Below are 20,807 nucleotides of genomic sequence, written 5' to 3' on the forward strand. Positions count from 1 at the left end.
TTATTCACTTTTCTTCATCAAAATATTATAAATCAGTTGAGCAGGATTTTCCTTAGATAAGCTTAAGCTATTTTCTTCCATAGCTTGTCTAAGCTTATCATCTTCCATAATACTATATAGTTTTTCCCTAAGTACCTCAGCTGAAAGCTCATCCTCTAATATGCAAAATCCAGCTCCAGCGCTTTCAATTGTTTTTGCATTGTATTCTTGATGATTTTCCGCAGTATATTTTTTAGGAATTACTATACTAGGCTTCCCAAGATAATTTACTTCAGCCAGCGTTATAGCTCCAGCACTACACACAATAACGTCTGCTGCTGCCATATAAGTACCCATATTTTCTATATATGGATATATTTTTATATTTTCTTTGTAATCTTCAATATTAAAACCCTCGGCAAAGGTGTCATAATGGAACTTACCCGTAGCATGTACCACAACTACATCCTTAGTAACAAATTGTGGAATCATATCTCTTATTGCTTTATTAAGACTCTTAGACCCTCCGCTTCCTCCAACACTTAGTAGAATAAAGCTTTCTTGTTTTAAGTTAAGCTTTTCTCTAGCTTCAGATTTTGTCATAGAAAAATTTTCATTTCTAACTGGATTTCCAACGAACACAGGGTTACTCTTAGAATCAAAAAACTTCTTTGCCTCTTCAAAGCCTAAAAACACATTATTGACTTTTTTCCCAAGTAGCTTATTTGTTATTCCTGGAAAAACATTTTGCTCATGTATAGCAGTTCTTATACCCATAAGCGCAGCCATCATAACAACAGGACCAGAAACATAACCTCCTGTACCTATTACAATATCTGGTTTTTCTTCTTTCAAAATTTTTCTCACTCTAGAAATAGAGCTTATAAGCTTATATGAACGTTTTATATTTTCTAAAGAAAGCTTACGTTGAAATCCCTTTACTTCAATAGGTACGAATTTGTATCCATAGCTAGGCACAATAGATTCTTCTAGGCTATTTGGCGTTCCTATATAGGTCACTTCGCAGTCTGGATTATTTACCTTAAAAGAATTTGCTATGGATAGAGCTGGATAGATATGTCCTCCAGTTCCTCCCCCTGAAACTATTACTTTCATTAAATTTTCTCCTTTATTTCAATATCTCATATTATATATATAAAATTTTATTACATTATTTTGAGTATCTAGACACATTTAGTATTATGCCCATAGCACACATAAAAATCACCAGTGATGTTCCTCCATAGCTTATAAATGGCAGTGGCAATCCTGTATTTGGTATAGAAGAGGTAGCAACTCCAATATTAATAAGCACCTGAATTCCTATCTGAAGAGTTATACCAGCAACTAGCATAGAAGAAAACATATCAGGAGCTTTCACAACAAGCTGAAGACATCTTAGAATTAGAAATGCAAATAATATAAGTACAAAAATACCTCCTATGTATCCCAGCTCTTCTCCTATAATTGCAAATATAAAATCATTTTGTGGCTCTGGAAGATAAAAGAACTTTTGTCTGCTTTTGCCTAGACCTAGTCCGAAAATCCCTCCTGAACCAAGAGCATAAAGAGATTGAATTACTTGATAACCATTTCCAAGAGGATCTTTAAATGGATCTAGAAATGTAGTAAATCGCTTCAACCTATAGGGTTCAAATAAAATCAGAAGTATGATTCCAAATATTCCCATTCCAGCTATCCCTAATACGTAGATATAATGCATCCCTGCAATAAAAAGCATTCCAAAGGTTACAAACAAAATAGTAACGCTAGTTGATAAATCTGGCTGAATTATTATTAACAAAACCGATAGTCCTACATAAATAAATGGCTGAATTATAGTGCTGGGATTATTTATTAGGTTTTTTCTATTGCTTATGATTGTAGCTGTCATTATAATACAAGCAAACTTAGTAACCTCTGATGTCATCAAAGTAGAAAAACCAATATCAAGCCATCTCTTAGCATAATTTAATTCTATTCCTAGTGGCGAAAATCTTGTCATCAGCAATAATAAAATATTTACGCCCATAAGGGGAAGGGCAAATTTTTTATAAACTTTATAATTAATTTTTGATACGAATAGCATTCCGGCAAAGCCTATTATCGAAAATACAATATTTTTTTTAAGGAAAAATAAAGGGTCATTATGTTTGACCCCTGATTGAACATAGCTCGCACTAAAAACCATTATGGTACCGAATAAAACTAAAATACCTGTAAGAGAAAATATCCAAGCATCAAAATTTCCTGAAGATTTTCTTATGTTTTTTTCCATAATTACCACCCATATTATTTTTAGGAAATATGATTATTTAAAAAACCAAGGATTGCTACTCAGCCACAGAAATTTTTCCATTTAACTATAAGCCAAGTACAAAGTTTTTAAAATCTTTTCCTCTATGCTCAAAGCTTTCATACATGTCCCAGCTAGCACATGCAGGGGAAAGCAGTACAGTATCTCCTTCTTTAGCCTTTAAAAAAGCCACATCTACTGCTTGTTTCATATCCTCTACTTTAGTAATGTTTAATAAGCCTTTTGAAATCGCAGTTTTTTCTATAACATCCTTTGTTTCTCCTAGCAAAATAAGGTGCTTGACTTTTGGAATGCATGAGTCAATAAAGCTTGAGTAATCACTTTGCTTATCCATTCCTCCAGCTATTAAAATAACAGGTGTATTCATAGCTTCTAAAGCCTTAATTGATGAATCTGGATTTGTGGCTTTTGAATCGTTTATGTAATTTACATCGTTGTAAGTTCTAACAAGCTCTAATCTATGCTCTACGCCTCTAAAATTCATTACTTCCTGTTTTATGATAGATTTATCTATCCCTGCTAGTACCGCTATCGATACAGCAGCTAGAACATTTTCCAAATTATGTTGCCCAAGAAGTAAAATATCTTTCACATCCATAATATACTCTTTAGTATTGCCAATACAAGCAACTATTTGCTCATTTTCAACAAAAATTCCTTCTTTTAGAATTTCCCTTCTGCTGAAATAAATTATTTTAGGTTTAATTTCAGATTGACTTAGTCTAAGCAGTTCATCATCATAATTTAAAACGAGAAATTCATCAGATGATTGATTTTCAAAAATCCTAAATTTAGCTTTCATATACTCGCTCATAGTCTTATGCCTATTTAGATGATCCTCAGTAATGTTTAGAATAGCTGAAATATATGGTCTAAACGTCTTAATTGACTCAAGCTGAAAGCTAGAAAGCTCTGTAATTAAAAAAGTATCAGCGTCTGATACAACTGCCTGCTCAAGTGCGGGATATCCAATATTTCCAACTACCTTCGTATCTGATTTATATGCCTTAAATATATCCCCAACCAAAGTAGTCGTTGTGGTCTTACCATTAGTTCCTGTAATTCCAACAAATCTGCCCTTGCCATATCTATATGAAAGCTCAATTTCACCTGTTACTTCAATATTTCTTGATATAAATTTTTTTACAAACTCTAGGTCAAGCGAAATTCCAGGAGACATGACAACCATATCAGCTTCTTCATCTCCAGTAGGATTCTTCCCTAAGTTAAAAATTACATTTTTATTTGAAGAAAGTTTAGCTATTTTATCAGAATCATAATCTGTTTTAGAATCAAAAACTTGAATATTTACATCCTGATTAATAAAATAGTCTAAAACACAAAAGCCTGTTTTTCCAAGTCCCACAATTATTATATTGTTTTTCATAGAAGTTCTCCTTTATATCGCAAATATTCCTATAAAGCATAAAACAATAGTCACCAAATAAAAAACCTTAACTACCTTAGTTTCTTTCCATCCAGAAAGCTCAAAATGATGGTGAATAGGACTCATCTTAAACACTCTTTTCTTAAACACTTTGAATGAAAACACTTGAATGATTACCGATAAGCTCTCTGCAAAATAAATAAAACCTACTATAGGTACAAGTAGTGATAGATTTAATATAACTGCTGCGGCTGCAACTGCTCCTCCAAGTGCCATAGAGCCAGTATCACCCATAAAGACCTTGGCCGGAAATCTATTAACTCTTAAAAAGCCTACACAGCCTCCTGAAACAGCAGCCATAAAAATCGCCAAATGACCATAGCCTGTATAAATTGCCATCAAAGTAAAAAAGGTTGCAACTACAAAGGTTATGCTGCTTGCTAGTCCATCTAATCCGTCTGTTAAGTTTACGCTATTTGTGATAGCTATTATTACAAATACAAGAAACGGTACATATAATATTCCTATATCTAAAGTCATGTCCCTAAAAAATGGAACTATAAGCTGTGTTCCCATAGGACTTGTATTTTTTTGATAAATCGCTAAAATAAGTGCAAATAAAAACTGAAGTATTATTTTTTGATATGCTCTAAGTCCCAGCGAGCGCTTAAGTACAACCTTAATATAATCATCTAAAAATCCAACTAATCCAAATAAAAGCATAAAGCTTAGAGCAAACCAGATTTCATTGCTATATCTACCGGATATTATCACAGTAAGCACAACAGAAATAATAAAAATAATTCCACCCATCGTTGGGGTACCATTTTTAACTAGGTGAGATGCTGGACCATCCTCACGTATGGTTTGTCCAAATTTTAATTTTTTTAACATCGGAAGCAGCATTGGCCCTATAATATATGCTATTCCAAATGAAATAATAAATGCTAAAATAATCTTAAAATCAAAGAAATAACTCAAAATTTAACCCTCCATATTATCATCAGTTAAGGCAGAAAATATTTCGTCAAGCTTCATGCCTCTTGACCCTTTTAAAAGTATTGTATCACCGTATTTTATTATACGCTTTATTTCCTCAATTGCTATATTATTATCAATAAAATGATATTTTCTTTTATCGGTATTTTCATCTATGTTAAAATTATCAAAAGCATGCTTCATCTGGCTTCCAATAAAAAATACTAAATCAAATTTTTCACTTGCTAGTATACCTATTTTTTCATGAGCAGCTACTGAAAATTCACCAAGCTCGAGCATATCTCCAAGTACTGCAATTCTTCTACCTCTAGCATAGCTCTCAAAAGATGTTATAACAGCTTCCATAGATTCAGGATTAGCGTTATATGAATCATTGATATATTTAATATTATTTTTTTCTAAAATTTGCATTCTAAGCTTTGAAGGCTGAAATTTCATAAGTCCAGCTTGAATTTTCTCAGTAGGAATTTTATAAATCAATCCAGCCGCTATAGCGCTTAGAGCATTGCTTACATTATGTAGGCCTATTGCAGGAAGGGTAAACCTTCTATTTATTCCCATACCAGTAACCCAAAATTCACTTTGCCCATCTACTGCCTTATAGTCACTTGCTCTTAACTGACACTCTCCACTGAATCCATATTTAATTAAATTAAATTTATATTCATTTTCTGATAGAGAAGTCAGATATTTGTCATCGCCATTTACTATCAAATAGTCATCATTGCTCAAGTAATTTGAAATTTCCATTTTAGCCTTAAAAATGTTTTCTTGGCTCTTCAATATCTCAATGTGGCAAGAACCTATATTTGTTATTATTGCTATATTCGGTCTTACAAGCTGAGCTAAATAATCAATCTCTCCAAGAGCCGACATTCCCATTTCAAAAATAGCTGCCTCATATCCTTTATCTATATTCAGTGCTGTAAGAGGAAGCCCTATCTCATTGTTATAGTTTCCATCTGTCCTGTGTGTAGAAAAATGCTCGTTAAACACGTAGTATAGCATATCCTTTGTTGTAGTTTTTCCGCTACTTCCAGTAACCGCTAGTTTTTTTATATCAAATTGCATCAGGTATTTTTTTGCTATATTTCCAAGTGCAATTACAGTATCCTCAACTGTTATTACTTCTTTATGCGAAGACTGTCTATTTGATAAAATAACACTAGCTTTATTATTTATTGCTTGCTCTATAAAATCATTCCCATCAAAATTTTCACCTTTTATTGCTATGTAGCAGTCATTTTCTTGAATTTTTCTGCTATCGGTTACCACATTAGCAATCTCTGGATTATAATCCTTGAAATTGTTTTCTCCACCAGTCCACGATAAAATTTGATTTTTTGTAAGCTTAATCATAATACTCTCCTATTCGACTAATCTATAAAACTTCTAAAGGCAATGCCAAGGGCATTGCCTATTCAAACTCCACACTAGCCATGTTGCCTTTTTTAACCATAGTACCTGCACTTGGCATTTGCTTTACAGCTTTTCCTGAACCTACAGGTGTAAATTCAAGACCCATATTTTTTAGAAGCTCAGTGACCTCTTTTACAGTTTTCCCACTCAAATCAGGCATAATAATCGTCTCATCCGTCGATGATCCAATATATAGCATAACTGAAGACCCCTGTGGAACTTTATCTCCAGGTTTTGGGAAGGAATCGATTACTATTCCAGATGTATCAATCTCTTGCTGAGCATCTAAAGCATGCCCTATTCCTAGCTTATCAAGTTCGATTGCTACTTCAGAGTATTTTCTATTTCTAATTTCAGGTATTACAATTTTTGAGTCATTATTTTCAATTACAGCTTGAGCATTTGGCTTTACTCCTAAATACCTAAGTATATCCTGCATTATTTGACGAACTACAGGACCGGAAACTGTACTTCCAAAATAAGAAGCTCCTTTAGGCTCATCCACTATTACTAGCAAAGCCACCTGAGGATCTTCAATAGGAGCAACAGCAGCAAAGGAAGCTATGTAGTATCCGCTTTGATATTTTCCATCTATAACCTTTTGAGCTGTTCCAGTTTTTCCGCCAATTCTATATCCATCTATTTTTGTAGCTGACCCAGAACCGTTGGCTACAACAGATTCCATAATTGCAAGCATTTGATCTGCAGTGGTTTTAGATACAGCTCTTTTAACTACCTCAGGCTCAAATGACTCAACTATTTCACCATTTTCATCTGTAACCTCTTTTACAATTCTAGGCTTCATAAGCTTTCCATCATTTGCAACTGCGGAAATTGCACTTACCATTTGGATTGGTGTGACAGATATACTCTGTCCAAAAGAAGTAGTAGCTAGCTCTACAGGCCCCATCTTAGAAACTGTATACTGCATTCCAACTCCTTCGCCTGGAAGCGCTATACCAGTAGGCTTTCCAAACCCAAAAGCAGTGATATATTCAGTGAATTTTTGGGCTCCTAATCTTTGTGCAATCTGTATAAAAGTTGAGTTTACGGACTGCTCTACTGCTTTAGTAAAAGTTATGCTACCAAATGGCTTACTAGTCCAGTTTTTTATCTTTCTTCCAGCAACCTCGGTGTAACCTATATCGTTAAACCACTCTTCTGGATACACAAGCCCTTCTTCTAAGGCTGCAGATGCAGTTACAACTTTAAATGGAGACCCTGGTTCATAAATGTCATTTACAGCAGGATTTCTCCACATAGTATATAGCTCTTTTAGCTTTTCCTCATCGCTTAGGGCTGCATCAATTTTTTCTTGAAACAATGGATAAAGCGGAGTTCTAGAATCATTAGGGTCGTAATCAGGCTTTGATACCATACCTAGGATGTCTCCTGTTTGTGGATCCATTGCAATTGCAATAACTCTCTTGGCATTGTTATCTACAAGAGCCTGCTCGACAGCTCTTTCCATGTGATGCTGAATTACCTCATCAATTGTCAAGATTAGGTTTCTTCCATTCACTGGTTCATTATAGCTTAAGCTATTTGTCGATATCTCTCTATTTCTTGCATCCTTGATGAAAATCTCTCTTCCTGGAATACCCTTTAAGTAAGTATTAAAGGATGCCTCTACTCCTGCAAGACCAACATTTTCGTTAGATACATGGCCTATTACGTACGAAGCAAATTTCCCATAAGGGTAGTACCTTCTACTTGACTGTTCAAACCAAATACCTGATATCTTGGCTTCCCTTATTTTTTTTACTTTATCCGAATCTATATTTTTTGCAAGAGCAAACCTCTTTTTGCCAGAACTCAAGCTTTTTTTAATTTCTTCCTTATCAAGCTCAAGTATTTTTGACAAAGTTTCTATCGCAGCATCTTTTTCAGAGTCTTTAATATTGTCAGGCTCAATCCACAAATCATTTTTAGGAACACTTACTGCTAGTTCTTTACCAGTTCTGTCATATATTATCCCTCTCATGGGATAGATTACAGTATCCTTATATTGCTGCTTCATGGCTTCCTGAGAATATGTAGGTCCTGCTACTATTTGTATATACCCTAATCTAACTATCAAAGCAAAGATAGCTGTAAGAAAAAGAAATGCTGAAATTTTAATTCTAGTTTTTTTTATATCAACTACTTTTTTAGCCAATTATCTCACTCTCTCTAATCTATCTCTATATATACGATTTGGTCATCGCTAGGATACTGCATCTGAAGCTGTTCCATTGCTATCTTTTCAATTACATCACTTCTGTTCGAGTGCTCTAGCTGTACTTCTATTTCCTTTTTCTGGTTCTTTATCTCATCTAAATCACGAGTCAAGGTATTAATTTCATATTTGAGTTCCGAAATTATAGAATATCTAAACATAAGCGAGCCAAACAAAACGCCTACAAAACACAAGGAAAGTCCTAAAACAGAAATTAAGATTCTAGTTCTTACAGTTTTTTTATCTAATTTTTTTCTTTTCTTTACTATTTTTTTTCTTGGAGAGCTTTCCCTTACCTTAGGCTTATCAATATTATTTCTTTCTCTAGATGATTCGTAGTGAGAGCCATAGCTTACTGGCTCTTTTCTATCATATGAAGTGTTTGATGATTCTTTCTTAGGAAAATCCTTTCTAGGATTATCTTTTCTTGTAGAGTGCGAGCCTGAGTATTTTTGTAAACTTCGGCTTTTATAATTTGAGTCCGTATCTTTTTTCATACAATCCTCCCAGCCTTAGAGCTTTCTTGCCGCTCTTAACTTTGCACTTCTTGACCTAGGATTCATTTCCACTTCATTTTCACTTGGAAGTATAGGTTTTCTAGTTATAATTTCAACTACTTGCTTAGAATTACATATGCATACTGGAAACTCAGGTGGACAAGTGCAGCTATATTGTAATTTTTTAAACACATTTTTAACTATTCTATCTTCAAGAGAGTGAAATGTAATTACTGCTAAAACGCCGCCCTCATCCATCATGTCCACAGCTGCAAGCAATGTCTTTTCTATTACATCTAGCTCTCTATTAACCTCAATCCTAATAGCTTGGAAGGTTCTTTTCGCAGGATGCTGATTTTCATCCCTCATCTTCTTTGGTATAGCCGCTTTTATAGCATCTACTAGCTCAAAGGTCGTTCTTATTGGCATAGTTGCTCTTCTTTCAACAATAAGCTTTGCAATTCTAGCCGACCAATTTTCTTCGCCATAATCCTTAATAACTCGCTTAAGCTCAGCTTCAGAGTATGTGTTAACAACATCGTATGCAGAAAGCTCTGCATTATTGTCCATTCTCATATCTAGTGGTGCATCTTGCATATAAGAAAAGCCTCTTTCTGGAACATCTAGCTGATGAGAGGATACTCCCAGATCCACTAAAAATCCGTCTATGCTTTCAATGCCTAATTTATTAAGCTCTTCTCTTAAATTTTCAAAATTGCTATGAACAAGTATAGTCTTATCCATAAAATCCTTTAGCTTTTCCTTTGCAGCAGAAATAGCATTAATGTCTTGATCAAAACAAATAAGCTTTCCTGAAGTAAGCTTTTTTACGATTTCAAGAGAATGACCTGCTCCTCCCAAGGTACCATCGACATATATTCCCTCTGGCTTTATATCCAATATGTCAACAGCTTCATTTAGCAACACAGTTACATGTTTAAATTCCACAAGCTTCCTCTCCTACACTCTATTAATTTTCACGATAAGCTGGGCCAATTTTTTTATTTTTGAGTAAATTATATAATAAAATTCCCGAAGCTATCATCAATGCGCTAATCAGCTGAGCCACTCTAAACGACCCAAACATTAAACTATCGGTTCTCAAGCCCTCTATAAAAAATCTTCCTATAGAATACCCTATAAGATATATGCTTGCCATTTGTCCATCAAATTTTTTGTTTTTAAAAATCTTCATAAGAAAAACAAAGATTATTAGATTCCAGATAGATTCATATAAAAATGTGGGGTGTACTTTTACTCCATCTACCATTATACCCCAAGGCAAATTAGTAGGTCCTCCGTGGGCTTCCTGATTGATAAAATTACCCCATCGGCCTATAGCTTGACCTAAAATCACTGAAGGAGCTACTATGTCTGCCACCTTAAGCACATTCATCTTACGCTTAAAACAAATGATTAGGCCACCTAAGATTCCTCCTATAAGTCCTCCATGAATGGCCATACCTCCCATTCTTGTATTGAACATCGATAACCAGTTGTCTTGATAAAGCTCAAGATTGAATATTACATAATAAAGCCTAGCTCCAATAACAGCAAGAGGTAAAGCAAGTAGGCTCACATCTAAAATGTGGTCTTCTACGAAGCCCTCTTTTTTACCATTTCTAATTGCTAACAGTACACCTATTATCATAGCCGCTGATATGATGACTCCATACCAGCGAACTTCCATTCCAAATAAATTAAATGCTACGGGATCCATAATATCCTCCCTTACTTATCTTCTTTTGGCATAATAATTGAAATTACGCTCATATCATTGTCAAAATGTTCTTTGAGTCTTTCATTTAAAGCTTCAATTTCTATAGATTTTAGTACCTCATAATAGTCTAGTATATCCATACCTTTAAAATAATATGACAGATAGTTATTGGCAATAAACTCAATTGAGTCAAAGGATTTTATAAAGCTTCCTATTTTTTTCTTTTTAGCTCTTTCAAAATCTGCTTCATCAATTCCTGCTATTTTTGCACTTTCTATAGCTGAAAATATTTCATGCTTAACTGCTTCTATATCTCTAGTTTCTCCAGATATTATTGTATAGCCATAGTCGATGTGCTCTGTGTAATCACAGCTTATTCCGCCAAAGACCAATCCTTCTCTGTAAAGTTTATCGTACAACTGGCTTCCTTTTTTGAATAATATATCCAAAATCAGCTCAGTCACTATAGATTTTTTCATAAGGTCCTTTGCGCCCAAAACTGCTGCCTTATCTTTATAACCAATAGAAAACATAGGCACTGATACATCAAGCTGCTCAATAATCTCTTTTTGTCTTACCTCATCAGTTTCTAAAGGCTCAATTCTTTTTATCTCACCATCAAACATAAATTCGTCTTTTACTGTAGATTTTACAATGTTCATAACTTCATCTTTATCTAGCTCTCCTATGACAAATAAAGCCATGTTGGATGGGCTGTAGAAAGTCTTATAGCAGCTGTAAAGCTCATCTGGAGTAATTTTATAGATGCTTTCAACAGTTCCTGCTATATCTATGCTATTGGCATGTACTTTGTACATAGCCTTTAGCGTGTTAAAAAACAGCTTCCAATCTGGATTATCGTCATACATTTTAATTTCCTGAGCTATTATGCCTTTTTCTTTTTCTACATTTTCTTCCGTAAAATATGGTTCCTGAACATATGAAATCAAATGCCTAAGTCCTTCTTCAAAATTTTCAGTTGAAGAAAAAAGATAGGCCGTCATATTAAAGTTTGTAAATGCATTTGCATTTGCACCAATTTTGGCAAAATCATCAAAAGCATTGCTTCCATCTGGCTGTTCAAACATTTTATGCTCTAAAAAATGTGCTATTCCTTCATTCACTTTTATTTTTTCATTTGTATGTGGGCTTATAAATTCAAGGTCATTTGAGCCATAATTTGTCGCTAGTACAGCGTATTTTTTTGTAAAGCCACGTTTTGGCATGAAAAATACGTCCATATTGTTATGAAGTTTTTCATGGTATACATATTCATTCAAAAGTTCATTTTTTATTATTTGCATATATAGTCTCCTACTTAGGTTTAAATTTAATTATTTGATTTCCCTGTTAAGAAATATACTGTATCAAGATATATTTCTTTGCCTACTTCTACAATATCGCTTATTTCTACTTTACTAACAAGGCTAATTACATCATCTATTGTTCTATTTGAGTCTTGGATGCTCATGCTGTAGTAGTAATCAGTAAGCGCTGATAAATTATCATTTAAGGATTTAAGGTTATTTATTATGAACTTCTTACTATTTGTAAGCTCTTCACTTGTAATATTTCCCTGTTTCATATCGTCAAGCTCCTTGGATATTAGCTCTAGAGCTTTATCGTAATCTGAAATTTCTATCCCAGCAGATATAAACATAAGCCCCTTAAGCTTTTCTAACGAAGAATAAATTGAGTAGCATAAGCTATGCTTTTCTCTCACATTTAAAAATAGCTTTGAATGAGCTCCACTTCCTAGAACTGCAGAAAACATCATAAGATTATAGTATTTTTCATCTTTGTAGTCCATGTTGGTTCTGAGTCCTAAAACTAGCTTGCCTTGATTTATATCCATTTCTTCAGTAATATAAGAAGCTTCAGGCTTTTTATAAATCTGTTCTTTATCTATTTTTACTAATTCTTTTCTTTCAAAATTAAATTTAGATTTTACTGTATCTATAATTTCATCTCTGTCAAAGCTTCCTGCGATTACAATATCTATAGGTGAGGTTTCAATTATTTCTTTATAGTGAGAATACAAGCTCTTTTCATCTATTTCTGCCAAATCTTCAATATATCCATCCTCAGATATACTAAAAGGCTCTTGCTTGCACATATGCTCTATACATTTTTCTACAGCATAATGTCCTTTGTTATTTATTTTTGATTTTATATCCTCTTCTAGGATTGTTTTTTCTATATCTACATATTCCCTTATAAATCCGCCGTCGTTAGTAAGTGGATGAAGAATTATCTCCTTTAGCATTGCCAAAGAATCCTCAAATACAGGCTCAGGCAAATACATATCTCCTACGCAGTACATTCTAAAGGAAAGCACTTGCCTTTCTCCCATTTTATCAACCGATACCCCTATTGTACTTCCATACAAATCCTGCAATTTCTTTGCTATTGCTATAGGATTTGGATATCCAACTGTTGCAGATTTTAGCACTGATGGAATAAGAGAATTCTTTGTAACCTCATCTCTTTTTAGAGGTCTTTTAAGATATACTGTTACTATATTAGTTTTATAATTATCTCTAGGAATGAGCATTAAATTGATCCCATTATTAATATTTATTTTTTCATAGCCCTTCAAGTTTTTGCCTCCTTAAAATATGCAAAATGTAAATTTTATTCTTAATATTATACCCTTTATTAAAGTCTCATTTTATTATTATAGCAAAGAAACGAATTAATAAGTATAATAATGTATTGAAATTTATCGTTCTTCTATAATATAATCAAAATAATGTGCTTGTGTTGATATTTTAAAAATTTAATTATTATATTAAGATGTTTTCACGATAATAAACTTAAGAGAGTAAGGAAGGAAAGATTATATGAAACTTGGAATTGTTGGGCTTCCTAACGTAGGAAAAAGTACTTTATTTAATGCAATAACTCAGGCAGGAGCTGAATCAGCTAACTACCCATTTTGTACTATTGAGCCAAATGTAGGTGTAGTTGCTGTACCAGATGACAGACTTGAAAAATTAGCAGAGCTTTACGAATCAAAAAAATTAGTTCCAACTGCAATTGAATTTTACGATATTGCTGGCTTAGTAAAAGGCGCTAGCAAAGGCGAGGGACTAGGAAACAAATTTTTATCTCATATCAGAGAAGTAGAAGCTATCGTACACGTTGTAAGATGTTTCGAAGATAGCAATGTGGTTCACGTAGATGGTAATGTAAATCCAATAAGAGATATCGAAACTATAAACTTAGAGCTTATATTCTCAGATATGGAAATGCTAGAAAGAAGACTAGCAAAATCACAAAAGGCTGCAAAATCAGATAAAACACTAGCAGCTGAAGTAGACCTAATCAAAACAGTGTTAGATACTTTAGAAAGTGGAAAATCTGCTAGAACACTTGATTTATCTGATGATGAAAAGGCAGTAGTAAAATCATTCAATTTACTTAGCTCAAAGCCTATAATATATGTAGCCAACGTATCTGAAGAGGAAGTAGCTGACGATGCTAAGGACAACCCATATGTAAAGCAGGTTCGTGAATTTGCACAAACTGAGGATGCTGAAGTAGTTGTTGTCAGTGCAAAAATAGAAGAAGAAATATCTCAGTTCAATAAAGAAGAAAAAATTGAATTCCTTAAGGATATGGGGCTAGATAAATCTGGTCTTGATAAACTAATTCAAGCTAGCTATAAGCTCCTTGGCTTAATCAGTTTCTTAACTGCTGGACCTATGGAATCAAGAGCATGGACTATCAAAGATGGAACTAAAGCTCCACAAGCTGGAGGAAAAATTCACTCTGATATCGAAAGAGGATTTATTAGAGCGGAGACTATATCCTTTGATGATTTAGTAGTTCATGGCGGAAATATGGCATCAGCTAAAGAAAAAGGACTAGTGAGATCAGAAGGTAAAGAATACGTAATGAAAGACGGAGACGTTGTGCTATTTAGATTCAACGTGTAAAATATCAGACCACCCAATCGGGTGGTCATTTTTTAAGGTTACTTAATGCCATTTAAAATTTTGAATTTCACTACTAGAAAAGTTTCTTCCATAAGCTATCTAAATAATAGCCATATTAAAATAGACACTAGCAAAAGGATAAAAGAACCGGATAATAATAATTTGGATTTCTTTTCAAGAGACTTAAACTTTAGGATGATTCCATTCATTTTACTTTCTGTCTTATTTGTTTTTTCTTTTTTAACTTTTATTTTCTTTTCTTTTTTTACTTTGTCTTTTTTAGGTTTATTCTTTCCTTGTGTTTCAATTGTAGCTTGAGCTACTGTATCTATATTGTCTAAATCACTTTGTTTTTCAAAAACATCATCTGCTATTTCTTCTTCGATTACATCGGTCTTTTCTTCATCTTTGATAAAAATATCTATAGAAGAATATTTTTCTAACACTTCAATTTTGCTTCGTTCACAATTCCCACAAACACTAGAATTTTTGTCATTAAAATATCCACATACACATCTCCAGCTTAAATCATTGTTTTGAGCAAGAGATATTGCATCTTCTCCTGCTTTATCCTTAAGCAAGCTTTTTTGTTTATTATCCAAAGCTTCTAAAACAACCATTTCCGAGTTTTCATATTTTAAATCCAGTGCATTTCCATCTTCAAAAAATCCCCTCACAAGAATTATATCTACTTTTCTAGCATCTGAAAATTCACCTGGTATAAAAAACTTGCCAATACTTCCTATGTCTCCACTTTGAATCACAAAGTCCTTTTGGCTTATGATATATGTGTCGTTGTTTAATTTTTCTAAAATTGAATTATAAAATACAACCTCATAATCTAGTGCAACTAATGCTCTAGAATGAAGATTCATAACTTCCATTTCTAATTTTAAGTTGCTTTTTATTCCAGATACTTCAGCTGCCATTACCTGAACAAACGAATCTCCACCTACGCTTGCTCCACAGGGTAAAGATATGATTTTTCTTTCCATGCTATCCTCCGTTAATACTAATTTTACCTAAAATCTATATACTTTCTTTCAATCTGATGTATAAATCTACTTGGCTTATTTAGCTCTTTAGCTTGTTCATCTCCCACGCTATAGGTGATATAGAGATTTGATTTTGGCCTTGTAATCGCCACATAAAAAAGCCTTTTTTCTTCTTTTAGCCCTTCTCCAGATTGATTTCTAGAGGATGGAAAATTTTCATCAGTGGCGTTGTAAAGGTATACCGTATTGAATTCTAAGCCTTTTGCTTGATGAACGGTAATAACAGGTACTTGGTCTTTTATATTCAAAAATCTATCTGTATCATTGCCTAGTGAAGCAATTTCTAGTAGCTCAGCCAGGGATTCTAATGTCGGCTTATCAGTTTTATCGTATTCTCTAAATATCCTGTACAATTCTCTTAATTTAACGAGTTCTACTGATGATTTGCTGTATTTTTCAATAAGTCCAGCTCTTATAAGAGCCTCATGCAGTATATCTTGAGGTCGTTTCTCTTTGCTTAGCTCAGCTAATATCCCTAAGTTTCTAGCAATAGGATAAAAATAATCTTGATACTTTGTGAATACAGCTTGCCTTTTTGCTTGTTTTTCTAATAGTTTAGCAACTACTTTTTCAAGTACCTCTAAGGTACATATCACATCGTCCATAGCATTGTGCGTAGGTGTATGGTTTAATGAAAATTCTTTAAATAAATTTCCTAACTTATAGCTAAAAAATCCTGGATAGGTTTTTCTTGTAAGTATTAGAGTATCAAATATTTTACTAGATAGCTTGACTATATTTAAATCGATAGCCTTCATATTTTCTTTTAGGATATTTATGTCATAGCTGACATTATGGCCAACTATTACAGAGTCCTGAGAAAATAAAAGGAAATCTTCAATAGCACTCTTAGCGTCTACTCCATTTTGAAATAGAAACTCATCTGATATATTATGAATCTTAAATGAATCTCCAACACTATAGTCGATTTTTATAAATCTCTCAAATTTTTGTATGACTCCATTTTTCCCACCTTTTAAAGCAGCTATTTGAATTATTTTATCTTTTTTTATATCTAGGCCTGTAGTTTCTACGTCAAATACCACTACTTCATTTGATTCAAATGCTTCTAAAAGTTCTAGGTATGGATCTTTTGTTTTATAAACCTTCTCATTTAAAAATTGTCCTATTTCAAGGTATGCTTTTTCCTGCTCCTTAGAAAATTTTTCAACTAAATCGGAATTTATTCTTTTCAGGCTCAAAATATCCTTGGGGTTCAACATCAACTTAATATAGGCTAAAGCATTTTTTATTTCTTCTCTACTGAAAAATCTAGTTTTGTCCATCACAAACACAGGTATGTTATTTGATTCTAAATAATCTCCTATAGTTTTAGCATCTTTATTTGTCCTAGCTAAAACAGCTTGATTTGAATATGCCTTATCAGTCTTTTGATTTTCTATTATTTTTGATAATATATACGCATGCTCAGTATTTAAATTCTTAAATCCTCTAACCTTTATTTTTTCTGTATCTTCATAGACATTTTGATTATCTATGCTATTTCCTAAGAAAGATTCTGCCGCTTCTAATATGAGCTTTGTAGAGCGATAATTCTCTTCAAACCTCACCGTGTCATAACCTGGGTTATTAATTTTAAAATCCCTTAAAATCTCATTTGGCTGAGAGCCTCTCCATTCGTATATTGTCTGATGAAGGTCACCAAACAAAGCTATATTACCATGTTTTTGAAACAGCGTTTTAATTATTTTGTACTCTATCATATTTGTGTCCTGAACTTCATCCAGCTCTATCCATTCAAAATAGCTTTCCCAGCGCTGTCTAATAGAATCCTGTTTGAAAGCCCCTGAAACTCCTACAACTAAAGATGTGAAGTCCATAAGATTATATGCTTTTAGCTGAGAAACATACGAGTTTAATATTTCTGAGATAGAGTCAGCTAGGCTGCCTAGAGAATATCCTAATCCTCTCTCTTTTATTAGCTCTTCAAAGTATGCTTTTGCATCAAACTTTTTTTCATTTATATATGGAAATTCTCTAGCTTGTCTAATATAATCTACAAACAGCTGCTCTTCCTTGAAATACAAATGACTTTTATATCCTCTATTTACTATTATATCTCTTATAATTTGTCTAGAATCGTCCTCATCAATAACAATAAAATCGGGACTCAAAAAAAGATTAACAGCCTCTTGTCTTAGGATAAAGCCACAAAGCCCATGAAATGTAGATATTCTAATTTTATTTGCAATATCTCCAATTACAATTTCTAAGCGCTTCTTCATGGATTTAGCAGCTCTGTTTGTAAAAGTAAGTAGTAGCATAGCTTCTGGCTTTACTCCAGAGATGTATGCATTATATGCCCTAAGTGCTATTACATCTGTTTTGCCTGTACCGGCTGGAGCCATTACAATAAGTGGTCCAAAAACCTTATCGTAAGCTGTCTTTTGCTCTTTATTTAATCTTTCAATATATTTTACAGGATTCATTAAATCATCCTCTCAATTAACCTTATTGTAGTTTTTATATTTTTAATATAGACTCATAATTATAGCAAAAGGAGGTACTATCGTGATTCAAAAAGTATATGAAAATATCTATCTAAACAGTGTAAGATTGCCAAATACCCCTCTTAAGTCTCTCAATAGTTATATTATAACAGATGCTAATCGCGCATTGATAATAGATTCTGGGTTTAATACCCAAATTTCAAGCGAGGATTTTTTCAGTGGAATTAAAGAGCTAGGCATAGACATTAAAAACACTGACTTGTTCTTGACTCATCTTCACGCTGACCATAGTGGCTTAGCTAGCATGTTTCAGAGAGAGTCATCTGGAAAAGTATATTCTAGCATCAATGATGCTTCATATGTCACAAAGATGATTCAGAACAGCTTTTCAGATTTATTTGTTATGAGTCTAAAACTTTTTGGAATGGAAGCATCTGAAGATTTTTTCAGTAGCCATCCTGCAGTTTCATATTGTCCTGATTCAGCAATAGATTTCACTTATGTCAAGCCTAATGATATTATTAAAATAGCAGATTTCGAATTAAATGTCATATCTGTCCCTGGGCATACGCCTGACCATATATCTCTGTATGATTCTAATAAGAAAATCTATTTCTCAGGCGATCATATTTTAGATTCTATATCTCCAAACATTGCTTTTTGGGGTGATGAGCATCCTGATATGCTAGGAGAATATCTATCTAGCTTAGATAAAACTTCAGCCTTAGATATAGATATAATATTTCCATCTCACAGAAATATAATCAAGGATTACAAAAGAAGAATAGCTGAAATTAAAGCTCATCACTTCGAAAGGCTAAGTGAAGTGCTAGGACTGCTCGATGAAAATGGTTCAAAAGCAACTGTTATAGAAATAGCTTCGGCTATGCACTGGGACTATAGAGCCGAGAGCTTTGACGCGTTTCCAAATGCTCAAAAATGGTTTGCGTGCTCTGAAGCCATGGCACATTTAGAACACCTAAAAAGCATTGGTAAAATAAGTTCTTCAGACATCCAAGGAATTCGTTATTATTTCTATAACCCTTAACTTGTTTACTTATCTTTTAATCTCTTTCTTAATAATGTTTCATTCTTTGATATATGATGTTATAAATTTTTCTCTATGCATTTTTCTTTCAATTCTTTATATATATTTATTTTGTTATATATCTAAACTTCTTTTGTAAAAAATACTTAATTTTTTGTATAAATAGTATATAATGGTGTAAGAGTTAATTAAATTTGAGAGGTGATAATCTTGGAAAGAATATTAAATTTTGAACCAAAAAAAGTTTTCACATATTTCGAGGATTTGACAAGAATACCAAGAGGTTCTGGAAACGAAAAGGAAGTTAGTGACTATCTTGTAGAGTTTGCAAAAACTAATAATTTAGAATATATTCAAGACGAATATATGAACGTAATAATAAAAAAACCAGCTACACCTGGTTATGAATCTCTTCCTGCTGTTATACTTCAAGGCCATATGGATATGGTAAATGAAAAAAATAACGACAAAGTGCATGATTTTGATAAAGACCCTCTTACTTTAAAAATAGTTGGAGATGATATCTATGCAGATGAAACTACACTAGGAGCAGACAACGGAATAGCTGTTGCTATGGCTATGTCAATTTTAGCTTCATCAGATGTAGCACATCCAGCACTAGAAGCAGTTTTCACAGTAGAAGAGGAAACAGGACTTGTTGGAGCTCTAAAATTAGATGGCTCAAAACTAGACGGAAAATATCTAATCAACATCGACTCTGAAGAAGAAGGCGAGCTTTTAGTAAGCTGTGCAGGTGGCTCAAGAATTAAATTAATTCTTCCAGTATCATATACTGATGTAGATAGCAATAGAGTTGATTTAAAAGTATCTGTAAAAGGCCTATATGGTGGTCACTCTGGTATGGATATAATCAAAGGCAGAGGTAATGCAAACAAGCTAATCGGTAGAATTTTAGACTCTATGATAACTGAAGGCATTAACTTTGAACTTTTCAATGTCAATGGCGGTTCTAAAATGAATGCTATTCCAAGAGAAGCAGATGCCGTAATTGCTGTAAATTCATCTGACAAAGCTAAAGTAGAAGCACTTATCTCAAAATGGAATGATATTCTAAAAAATGAATTAAGAGGCAAGGACGATAACGTTCAAGTTGTTGTTTCTGAAATCAAGCAAGATTCTACTAAGGTCTTTGATGAAAACTCAAAGTTGACTGCAATTGCTACTCTTATGATGATTCCAAATGGCATCATGAGTATGAGTCATGCTATTGAAAATCTTGTAGAGAGCTCAGTTAATCTAGGTGTTCTAACTACTACAGATTCTTCAGTAAGCTTTGAATGTGCTCCTAGAAGCTCTGTAGGTAGCTTAAAAGAAGCTATAAGAAATCAATATAAAGCTTTAGCTTATCTTGTTGGTGCAGAGCTTGTAACTGATTCTGATTACCCTGAGTGGCAATACAATCCTGATTCAAAGCTTAGAACTCATTTTGAAAATGTTTATAAGGATATGTACAACAAAGACAGCAAAGTCGTAGCTATCCACGCTGGAGTAGAATGTGGACTATTTAAAGAAAAGCTTCCTGAGCTAGATATGATATCAATAGGACCAAATATGGCAGATGTTCATACTCCAAATGAGCACGTTAGCATCTCTTCAATCCAAAGAACATATAGCTATCTACTTGAAGTTTTAAAAAGATTTAATGAAATAGAAAGATAAAAAAATAAAGTGACCCCTAGATGAGTTTCATCTAGGGGTCTTAGTTTGTGATGTATTTTCTGGGTCTATATTTTCA

16 protein-coding genes are annotated in these 20,807 nt (G+C 33.3%); 3 read left to right on the forward strand and 13 right to left on the reverse strand.

What is annotated here, in order from left to right; translation table 11 throughout:
• From murG to yfmF, 11 genes are all read right to left on the reverse strand, one after another.
• Positions 1–1,095 carry an undecaprenyldiphospho-muramoylpentapeptide beta-N-acetylglucosaminyltransferase gene (gene murG, locus B5X47_RS02465; protein WP_079588627.1) on the reverse strand — a complete coding sequence of 365 codons (1,095 nt, stop codon included), beginning with the start codon at positions 1,093–1,095 and terminating at the stop codon, positions 1–3.
• A 55-nt stretch (positions 1,096–1,150) separates the two neighbouring features.
• On the reverse strand, positions 1,151–2,257 hold the full coding sequence (gene ftsW / locus B5X47_RS02470; protein ID WP_079588628.1) for a putative lipid II flippase FtsW: 1,107 nt from the start codon (positions 2,255–2,257) through the stop codon (positions 1,151–1,153).
• A gap of 85 nt (positions 2,258–2,342) precedes the next feature.
• Entirely contained in the window at positions 2,343–3,683 is a 1,341-nt protein-coding gene (murD, locus tag B5X47_RS02475) for a UDP-N-acetylmuramoyl-L-alanine--D-glutamate ligase (protein WP_079588629.1), read from the reverse strand.
• A 12-nt stretch (positions 3,684–3,695) separates the two neighbouring features.
• Complete coding sequence (gene mraY, locus B5X47_RS02480) at positions 3,696–4,664, reverse strand: phospho-N-acetylmuramoyl-pentapeptide-transferase (protein WP_079588630.1); 969 nt, start codon at positions 4,662–4,664, stop codon at positions 3,696–3,698.
• A gap of 3 nt (positions 4,665–4,667) precedes the next feature.
• A complete protein-coding gene (locus B5X47_RS02485) occupies positions 4,668–6,041 on the reverse strand; it encodes a UDP-N-acetylmuramoyl-tripeptide--D-alanyl-D-alanine ligase (RefSeq protein ID WP_079588631.1) in 1,374 nt (457 codons plus the stop codon).
• A 58-nt stretch (positions 6,042–6,099) separates the two neighbouring features.
• Complete coding sequence (locus B5X47_RS02490; RefSeq protein WP_079588632.1) at positions 6,100–8,259, reverse strand: PASTA domain-containing penicillin-binding protein; 2,160 nt, start codon at positions 8,257–8,259, stop codon at positions 6,100–6,102.
• A 14-nt stretch (positions 8,260–8,273) separates the two neighbouring features.
• Positions 8,274–8,816 (reverse strand): FtsB/FtsL family cell division protein, encoded by a 543-nt coding sequence (locus B5X47_RS02495; RefSeq protein ID WP_079588633.1) that lies wholly within the window; start codon positions 8,814–8,816, stop codon positions 8,274–8,276.
• Between the two features lie 15 nt (positions 8,817–8,831).
• Entirely contained in the window at positions 8,832–9,764 is a 933-nt protein-coding gene (rsmH, locus tag B5X47_RS02500) for a 16S rRNA (cytosine(1402)-N(4))-methyltransferase RsmH (RefSeq protein WP_079588634.1), read from the reverse strand.
• Positions 9,765–9,786: 22 nt separating this feature from the next.
• A complete protein-coding gene (gene lgt / locus B5X47_RS02505) occupies positions 9,787–10,536 on the reverse strand; it encodes a prolipoprotein diacylglyceryl transferase (protein WP_079588635.1) in 750 nt (249 codons plus the stop codon).
• A gap of 11 nt (positions 10,537–10,547) precedes the next feature.
• Positions 10,548–11,840, reverse strand: coding sequence for an EF-P 5-aminopentanol modification-associated protein YfmH (gene yfmH, locus B5X47_RS02510; RefSeq protein ID WP_079588636.1), 1,293 nt, complete (start codon positions 11,838–11,840; stop codon positions 10,548–10,550).
• A gap of 26 nt (positions 11,841–11,866) precedes the next feature.
• Positions 11,867–13,135 (reverse strand): EF-P 5-aminopentanol modification-associated protein YfmF, encoded by a 1,269-nt coding sequence (gene yfmF / locus B5X47_RS02515; protein WP_079588637.1) that lies wholly within the window; start codon positions 13,133–13,135, stop codon positions 11,867–11,869.
• Between the two features lie 244 nt (positions 13,136–13,379).
• On the opposite strand from yfmF, the gene ychF reads away from it, so the two are divergent.
• On the forward strand, positions 13,380–14,477 hold the full coding sequence (gene ychF / locus B5X47_RS02520; RefSeq protein WP_079588638.1) for a redox-regulated ATPase YchF: 1,098 nt from the start codon (positions 13,380–13,382) through the stop codon (positions 14,475–14,477).
• A 95-nt stretch (positions 14,478–14,572) separates the two neighbouring features.
• Here ychF and B5X47_RS02525 read toward each other — a convergent pair whose 3' ends face one another.
• Together B5X47_RS02525 and B5X47_RS02530 are read right to left on the reverse strand one after the other, a co-directional pair.
• Entirely contained in the window at positions 14,573–15,472 is a 900-nt protein-coding gene (locus tag B5X47_RS02525) for a hypothetical protein (protein WP_079588639.1), read from the reverse strand.
• Positions 15,473–15,495: 23 nt separating this feature from the next.
• A complete protein-coding gene (locus B5X47_RS02530) occupies positions 15,496–17,982 on the reverse strand; it encodes a 3'-5' exonuclease (RefSeq protein WP_079588640.1) in 2,487 nt (828 codons plus the stop codon).
• Positions 17,983–18,064: 82 nt separating this feature from the next.
• Here B5X47_RS02530 and B5X47_RS02535 point away from each other — a divergent pair, with 82 nt between their 5' ends.
• Positions 18,065–19,051, forward strand: coding sequence for an MBL fold metallo-hydrolase (locus tag B5X47_RS02535; RefSeq protein WP_159446373.1), 987 nt, complete (start codon positions 18,065–18,067; stop codon positions 19,049–19,051).
• Positions 19,052–19,252: 201 nt separating this feature from the next.
• Positions 19,253–20,731, forward strand: a complete 1,479-nt coding sequence (locus B5X47_RS02540; protein WP_334293171.1) for an aminoacyl-histidine dipeptidase — start codon at positions 19,253–19,255, stop codon at positions 20,729–20,731.
• The last annotated feature ends 76 nt before the right edge of the window (positions 20,732–20,807 follow it).

Source organism: Acetoanaerobium noterae, from assembly GCF_900168025.1.
Taxonomy (GTDB): domain Bacteria; phylum Bacillota; class Clostridia; order Peptostreptococcales; family Filifactoraceae; genus Acetoanaerobium; species Acetoanaerobium noterae.